8 protein-coding genes are annotated in these 6,048 nt (G+C 43.2%); 6 read left to right on the top strand and 2 right to left on the bottom strand.

What is annotated here, in order from left to right; translation table 11 throughout:
* Nucleotides 1–399: 399 nt before the first annotated feature.
* Nucleotides 400–843: a Clp protease N-terminal domain-containing protein gene (locus QZX97_RS08755; protein ID WP_295650602.1), complete on the bottom strand. Its 444-nt coding sequence runs from the start codon at nucleotides 841–843 to the stop codon at nucleotides 400–402.
* A 125-nt stretch (nucleotides 844–968) separates the two neighbouring features.
* Between QZX97_RS08755 and QZX97_RS08750 the strand changes: the two genes are divergently transcribed.
* Both QZX97_RS08750 and QZX97_RS08745 read left to right on the top strand, forming a co-directional pair.
* Nucleotides 969–1,787, top strand: coding sequence for an alpha/beta hydrolase (locus QZX97_RS08750; RefSeq protein ID WP_295650600.1), 819 nt, complete (start codon nucleotides 969–971; stop codon nucleotides 1,785–1,787).
* Nucleotides 1,784–2,410, top strand: a complete 627-nt coding sequence (locus QZX97_RS08745; protein WP_295650599.1) for a lysophospholipid acyltransferase family protein — start codon at nucleotides 1,784–1,786, stop codon at nucleotides 2,408–2,410. The genes QZX97_RS08750 and QZX97_RS08745 overlap by 4 nt, the downstream gene beginning before the upstream one ends.
* On the opposite strand, the gene QZX97_RS08740 is transcribed toward QZX97_RS08745, so the two are convergent.
* The gene (locus tag QZX97_RS08740; RefSeq protein WP_295650596.1) at nucleotides 2,407–2,613 is read right to left on the bottom strand and encodes a hypothetical protein; all 207 of its coding nucleotides are present in this window, start codon (nucleotides 2,611–2,613) and stop codon (nucleotides 2,407–2,409) included. The genes QZX97_RS08745 and QZX97_RS08740 overlap by 4 nt on opposite strands.
* Nucleotides 2,614–2,768: 155 nt before the next feature.
* Here QZX97_RS08740 and QZX97_RS08735 point away from each other — a divergent pair, with 155 nt between their 5' ends.
* Genes QZX97_RS08735 through QZX97_RS08720 form a run of 4 tightly spaced genes read left to right on the top strand, consistent with a single transcriptional unit; the run spans nucleotide 2,769 to nucleotide 6,031 of the window.
* A complete protein-coding gene (locus QZX97_RS08735) occupies nucleotides 2,769–3,392 on the top strand; it encodes a lysophospholipid acyltransferase family protein (RefSeq protein WP_295650593.1) in 624 nt (207 codons plus the stop codon).
* Nucleotides 3,393–4,481, top strand: coding sequence for a glycosyltransferase family 2 protein (locus QZX97_RS08730; protein ID WP_295650590.1), 1,089 nt, complete (start codon nucleotides 3,393–3,395; stop codon nucleotides 4,479–4,481).
* Nucleotides 4,478–5,122, top strand: a complete 645-nt coding sequence (locus QZX97_RS08725; protein WP_295650587.1) for a carotenoid biosynthesis protein — start codon at nucleotides 4,478–4,480, stop codon at nucleotides 5,120–5,122. Before QZX97_RS08730 ends, QZX97_RS08725 begins: the two co-directional genes overlap by 4 nt.
* Nucleotides 5,123–5,179: 57 nt before the next feature.
* A complete protein-coding gene (locus QZX97_RS08720) occupies nucleotides 5,180–6,031 on the top strand; it encodes a 4-hydroxy-3-methylbut-2-enyl diphosphate reductase (protein ID WP_295650585.1) in 852 nt (283 codons plus the stop codon).
* Nucleotides 6,032–6,048: the final 17 nt, after the last annotated feature.

Here is a 6,048-nt window from a genome sequence, read left to right as displayed (position 1 = left end):
CAGCCCACGGCCATATTCCTGTACTACCCGCTTTTTGAACCCTTCGCTGTAATGTACAGCCGGGGTTCTCCTTTTTAATTTAACGCTCTCATTCTCCATCTTGTTGACTCTTTTTAGTCAACCTATTTTAGGACGGGACATTTCGAATTTATATGGGTATTTATGGGTATTCTTTCAATGTGCAATTGTGCTTCCGATAGCTATCGGGATGCAAATTAAAAATGACTTCCCGATAGCTATCGGGATGACCAATGACTTAATGACAAACAACATGGTAAATATGGGTGTTTTAAATTCACCTTTCCGTCCTCAGCTTTCCGACATCCAATTCCCTACAAGGTACAAAAATCGCCTTACAATTCCAAATACACACCCTATAAAAACTAAGAATTAAACCTATTAAATGCAATTTTTCACTCTATCGTATGTAAAGCTATATTTAAGGGTTAGCTTATCTTTAGAAAACGTAGTACCGCTTTTTAAGTATGACAACAATATATGTTCCGGATATATAGTCTCGCTTTGAGATATTTTGGCTTCCAGATAAGAGAGTTTTAGAATCAATATTACCTTTTGTGTCAATTGTATTTTTCCAGCAAAAACGGATTCCTGCTTATCATCAAAAGTTCCTTCGATATCCTCTATCAGGTCAAACAGGTTTACATTTAATTGCCTAAAAATTTTTAGGACAATTCCTCCCCCCACCGGGTTTTTTAAACACTCATCAATCAGCGCCAAAAGCAAATGTTCTGTATCAACATGGTCGTATTTATATCTAACCGCCACCTTTCCGGAAGTTTGAATAATATCCCTGACTAAATCGGTGAAGTGGGCGCTTTCCATTCCTAAAATTAAGTCAAAATAACTTACTATAAAACACCTTCGCTGGAATATGTGTTTAATGTAGTATGAGGAAACCTTGTACCCGACTTCATGTTACAACCAATAACCATTAACTTAGCACCCATATGGGCTTCCTGCAAATACAAGGTCTCGGTACGGTACACTATCACCAATATGGCACGGGTAAAAAGCCCATGCTGGCTTTTCACGGCTACGGCATGACGGGTAAACAATTCCGAGTGCTCGAACAATCCATCCTCAGCGACTACAGCGTTTACGGCTTCGACCATTTTTTTCATGGCGATAGCACCCTTGCCGGTTGGACCGAAAAACAGATAATGGCTGGCATGCCCAAACATTTGGTGAAAGAGTACCTCGAAGAATGGTTCAAAATTTATGGACGCCAGCGCATATCGCTCATGGCCTATTCCATCGGCTGTAACCTGGCGCTTATATTATTGGAAGAATACCCCGACCTCATCGACGACGTCATCCTGATGGCACCCGACGGGTTGGGTGGCTACAAAGGCTTTACTTTTTTACAGCACAATACTTTTGGCCGTTTCTTCTTTAAAACAGCCACCAAAAGCAAATGGCTCATGCCCGCTATTTTAAAAACGCTCAAGCGCTTTAACAATATCGACGAAAGTCTATATACCATAGCCTACAACGAGATAGACACGACCAAAAAGCGGCACGATGTTTTTTACACGCTCAACCTCATCCGCTTTTTACAACCCGACGTAGAAAAGGTGGTGTCGCTCATCAACCAACACCGCATCAAAACCACGTTCATCTTCGGGCACGATGATTTGTTGTTCCCGATGAAACCCGTTTTGCACGTGATAAACCAAATTATCGATGCCGAAGTGCACGAAGTGCCGATGGGCCACTGGTTGGTAACACCCGCTTTGGATATGTATTTAGTAAATTTGCCTGCATGATACCCGCCCGCCGTAATACCTTTTTGAGCAATATGTTCGCGCTGTACATGCGCTACCGTATGCGCAAGGCCTTCAACAATATCCAGGTAGTTGCGCCTTTTACAGCGAAGGAAGGCCACTCTGTACTGTTGTTGTGCAACCATTTTAGCTGGTGGGATGGCTTTTTTGGCAATTACATTGCCTACTGGGTGCTTAAACGTAAGTTATACATCATGATGCAGCACGACCATCTGGAAAAACGGATGCTGCTTAACCTCTTCGGCGGCTTCTCCATCGAGCGGGGCACCCGCGAAATGATAAAATCGTTATGGTATGCTGCCGATTTGCTCAACGACCCGCAAAACCTCGTCGTGGTTTTCCCACAAGGCGAATTGATATCCAACCATATAACCCATGTCGGCGTCGAAAAAGGTATCGAACGGCTCATCAACCACATCAAGGGGCCCTGCCAAATAGTGTATTGCGCCACCCTGATTGATTATTTCGAAAGTCTAAAACCATCAGCCTACATTCACCTGTTCGATTGCGGCGTAGCCGGAACCGTTAAATTTGAGGATTTGGATAAAAACATTCAGGCTTTCCATCAACAGGCCTTAAAAAACCAGGTCAACGTAGCGCATTAGCCTTCTTGAGGCGGGAACATTTTCTCAATATCTTCCTTTATTTGTGTGGGAAGGTTTTTCGCAATCACTTTCACTGTAACGGGTTCTTCCCAATTAATAAGCACGCAGCCAAAGATATGTATGTTACTTTGTTCAAAATACCGCGGATACTTTACCTGTATGGTCAGCAGCTTATTATACACGGTTTCGTGAATATCTTTCATCGTGATTAATTAAGCTGCAAAATGGGATTTATTCTCTATGCAGATAATGATTGTAATCACTTTTAAAGTTCTTACAGGTCACGCCCGCGTAGATTTTTATGTTGAATCACCAAAAATTAATGGTACAGCCAAGTATCAATAGCTATATTGCGGTGATGTTAAAGCCCCAAAAAAACTTTCTTATTACTGGTTTCCTTAATGGGTACATCGCCTGGATAATACGCCGGCATTTTAAAAAGGTACACTTCAATACACCCGATTTTGATTCGAACCAATCAATTTTGCTAATAGCCAACCATTGCAGTTGGTGGGATGGCTTTATATTGTACCATATCAATCGGCTGTATTTTAAAAAAAACTTTCATACGATGGTGCTCGAAGAAACCATGCAAAAGGTCGGTATCTTTAAATATCTCGGCGGGTTTTCCGTTGCCAAAAATTCAAAACAAGTTTTAGAAGCGTTAAGTTTCGCGGCCGGGTTACTTAATGACGTCAATAATATGGTCGTTATTTTCCCGCAAGGAAAACTGCACTCCAACTTTGTCGACGAGGTAGGTTTTGAAAAAGGGGTGTTCCGCATCGCTGCCCAGGCAAAGCCCGACTTCCAATACGTTTTTGCGGCATCCTTTACCGAAAACTTTGAACATAAAAAGCCCTCTGTTTTTTGTTCCTTAACTGTCTTTCACTCAAATGATTTTACTACTTTAGAAGAGTTGCGCAAAGCATACCAACAACATTATATGGCGGCAAAAACCACACAAACCAACATCACCATATAAATGATTTATATCATCTACCTGGTGTTCTTTTTTATGATACTGCGGTTTGTGGTAACATTGTTCAACTTCGTGTCCGATCCGCAACTGCGTCGCGTTAACCGGCAGTACAACCAACTGGTATCCGTTTTGATACCCGCACGCAACGAGGAAGGCAACATCATTGATTTATTGAATTCCATCAAGAACCAGGACTATACTGAATACGAGGTGATTGTTTACGACGACGGCTCAACGGACAATACCTACACGCTTTGCCTTGATTTTTCGAAGACCGACCGTCGCTTTAGCGTAATAAAGGGCAACGATTTGCCCCAGGGCTGGTTGGGTAAAAACCATGCCTGCCATCAAATGGCAACCCTTGCCAAAGGCGAATACCTGCTGTTTTTGGATGCCGACGAAAAAATATACGATGGTTTGATAAACAGCGCCATCCACCGTATGCTTTTAAACCGTCTGAGTTTGCTGAGTTTGTTTGCCAATCAAACCATGCAAACCCTGGGTGAGTGGTCTGTAGTGCCGCTCATGCACTTTATTTTGCTGAACTTATTACCGCTGCGGTTGGTTTTTTTGATAAAAAACACCTCGGTGGCAGCGGCCAGCGGCCAGTTTATGTTTTTTAACGCTACCGAATATAAAAAACATCAATGGCACAAAAAGGTTAAAAACAAAGTAGTCGAAGATGTCGAAATTATGCGTCTGGTAAAATCAACCGGGCTAAACGGCGAGGCTTTATTGGCCAACGGGATGGTGACTTGCCGGATGTACAAAAACTTTACAGAGGGTATAAACGGTTTCAGTAAAAACTTTTTGGCGGCTTTTAACTACAGTATTCCCGGATTTTTAGTTTTTTTGTTCTTATTGATAGGAGGGCCTTTTCTGGTGGCGTTCACAACCGACCCTTCGCTCTTGTTTTTTATGATAGGCCTGATAATTTTAACACGCATCATGATATCGCTTATGGCAGGGCAAAATGTTTTTTACAACGTTGTTTTGCACCCCTTGCAAATGCTTGGCCTGGTGCTCATTTCAGTCTTTGCAATACAAAGGCATTTAACAAAAAGTAACACATGGAAGGGGCGAAGGGTATGAAACAAAATAAACAAACAATCGCTATTGTTATCATTCTTCTGTTTCATGCAGTTGGATTAATCGGCTTTTACAACCATGCCTGGCAGCCGCTTTTCTTAAAGCTCGTGCCTTACCATATCCTGCTCATGGTATTGGTCATCTGCTATAGCCATCAGGAATTTAATGTGAAATTCCTGGCTTTTATAGCACTCGTCGTCTTGTTTGGCTATGGTGCCGAGTGGCGTGGCATCAACAAGCATACCCTTTTTGGCGAGTACAGTTATGGCAGCACACTTGGTATCAAGTACGATGACGTGCCGCTGATCATCGGTTTTAACTGGCTCATCATTACCTATGCCACTGGCGTGTTTATGCGTTACATCATATCCGCTTATGCCGGGATACGAATTGTAGCCGGGGCTATTTTGATGGTGTTTTTGGATTTGTTTATCGAACCGGTAGCCGTAAAGTTCGATTATTGGCATTGGCGCATCGGCAATAGCCAATTAACCGCGCCCACATCTAACTACATCGATTGGTTTTTTGTCAGCCTGTTTATGCTGGCCATATTCGAAGTTTTTCAGTTTAAAAAACAAAGCCGTGCAGGGGTGGTTTTGCTGATTGTACAGTTTGTTTTTTTCATTCTGATGCGGAGGGCCTAAATATAAATTTACACTAATCAGTCATTCAATCATTCAATAAATCAGTAAATTTGCCTTATGGGAGCATTAGACCTTCAGGTTACCATCGATCAGGATTCAGGCTTTTGCTTTGGGGTGGTTTACGCCATTGATATGGCCGAAGACATCCTGGCCGAAGATGGTTACCTGTATTGCTTGGGCGATATTGTGCATAATGACGAGGAGGTTGACCGTCTGAAAAAGAAAGGCCTGCGCATTATCGGGCATGATGCCTTGCTTGGTCTGCATAACGAAAAAGTGCTCATCCGCGCCCACGGCGAAGCGCCCGAAACTTATAAAATAGCTCTCGAAAACAACATTACCCTGATTGATGCCTCTTGCCCGGTGGTGTTAAAACTCCAGAACAGGATAAAGACATCCTTCGATGCCAATGAGCCAATCGTCATATTCGGCAAACACGGCCATGCCGAAGTAATTGGCCTGCAGGGTCAAACCGATGGTGAAGCACTGGTGTTCCAGGATCTGGGCGAACTCGACAAAATAGAATTGCCGCAAAAATTTACGCTCTACAGCCAAACCACCAAAAGCACGGCAAAGTTTTACCAGATAAAAGAAGAACTCATCAACCGGGGTTACGAGATAAAGGCCAACGATACCATTTGCCGCCAGGTGTCGAACCGCGACCGCGACCTACCCGAATTTGCTTTAAAATTCGATAAGGTATTGTTCGTATCGGGCAAAAAATCGTCAAACGGCAAGGTGCTGTTCGAGGTATGCCTGCGCCATAACCCCAACACTTTTTTTGTCTCTTCGGCCGATGAGATCGATCCATCGCTGTTCGAAAAAGGCGATACCGTAGGCATAGCCGGGGCCACCTCGACCCCCATGTGGCTGATGGAAGAAGTAAAAACCGCTCTCGAAAAACTATAGCTCCAACCCGGCGTTAA

The sequence above is a fragment of the uncultured Mucilaginibacter sp. genome (genome assembly GCF_903893715.1).
Classification (GTDB): domain Bacteria; phylum Bacteroidota; class Bacteroidia; order Sphingobacteriales; family Sphingobacteriaceae; genus Mucilaginibacter.
This window is presented reverse-complemented; position numbering and strand designations above follow the sequence as displayed.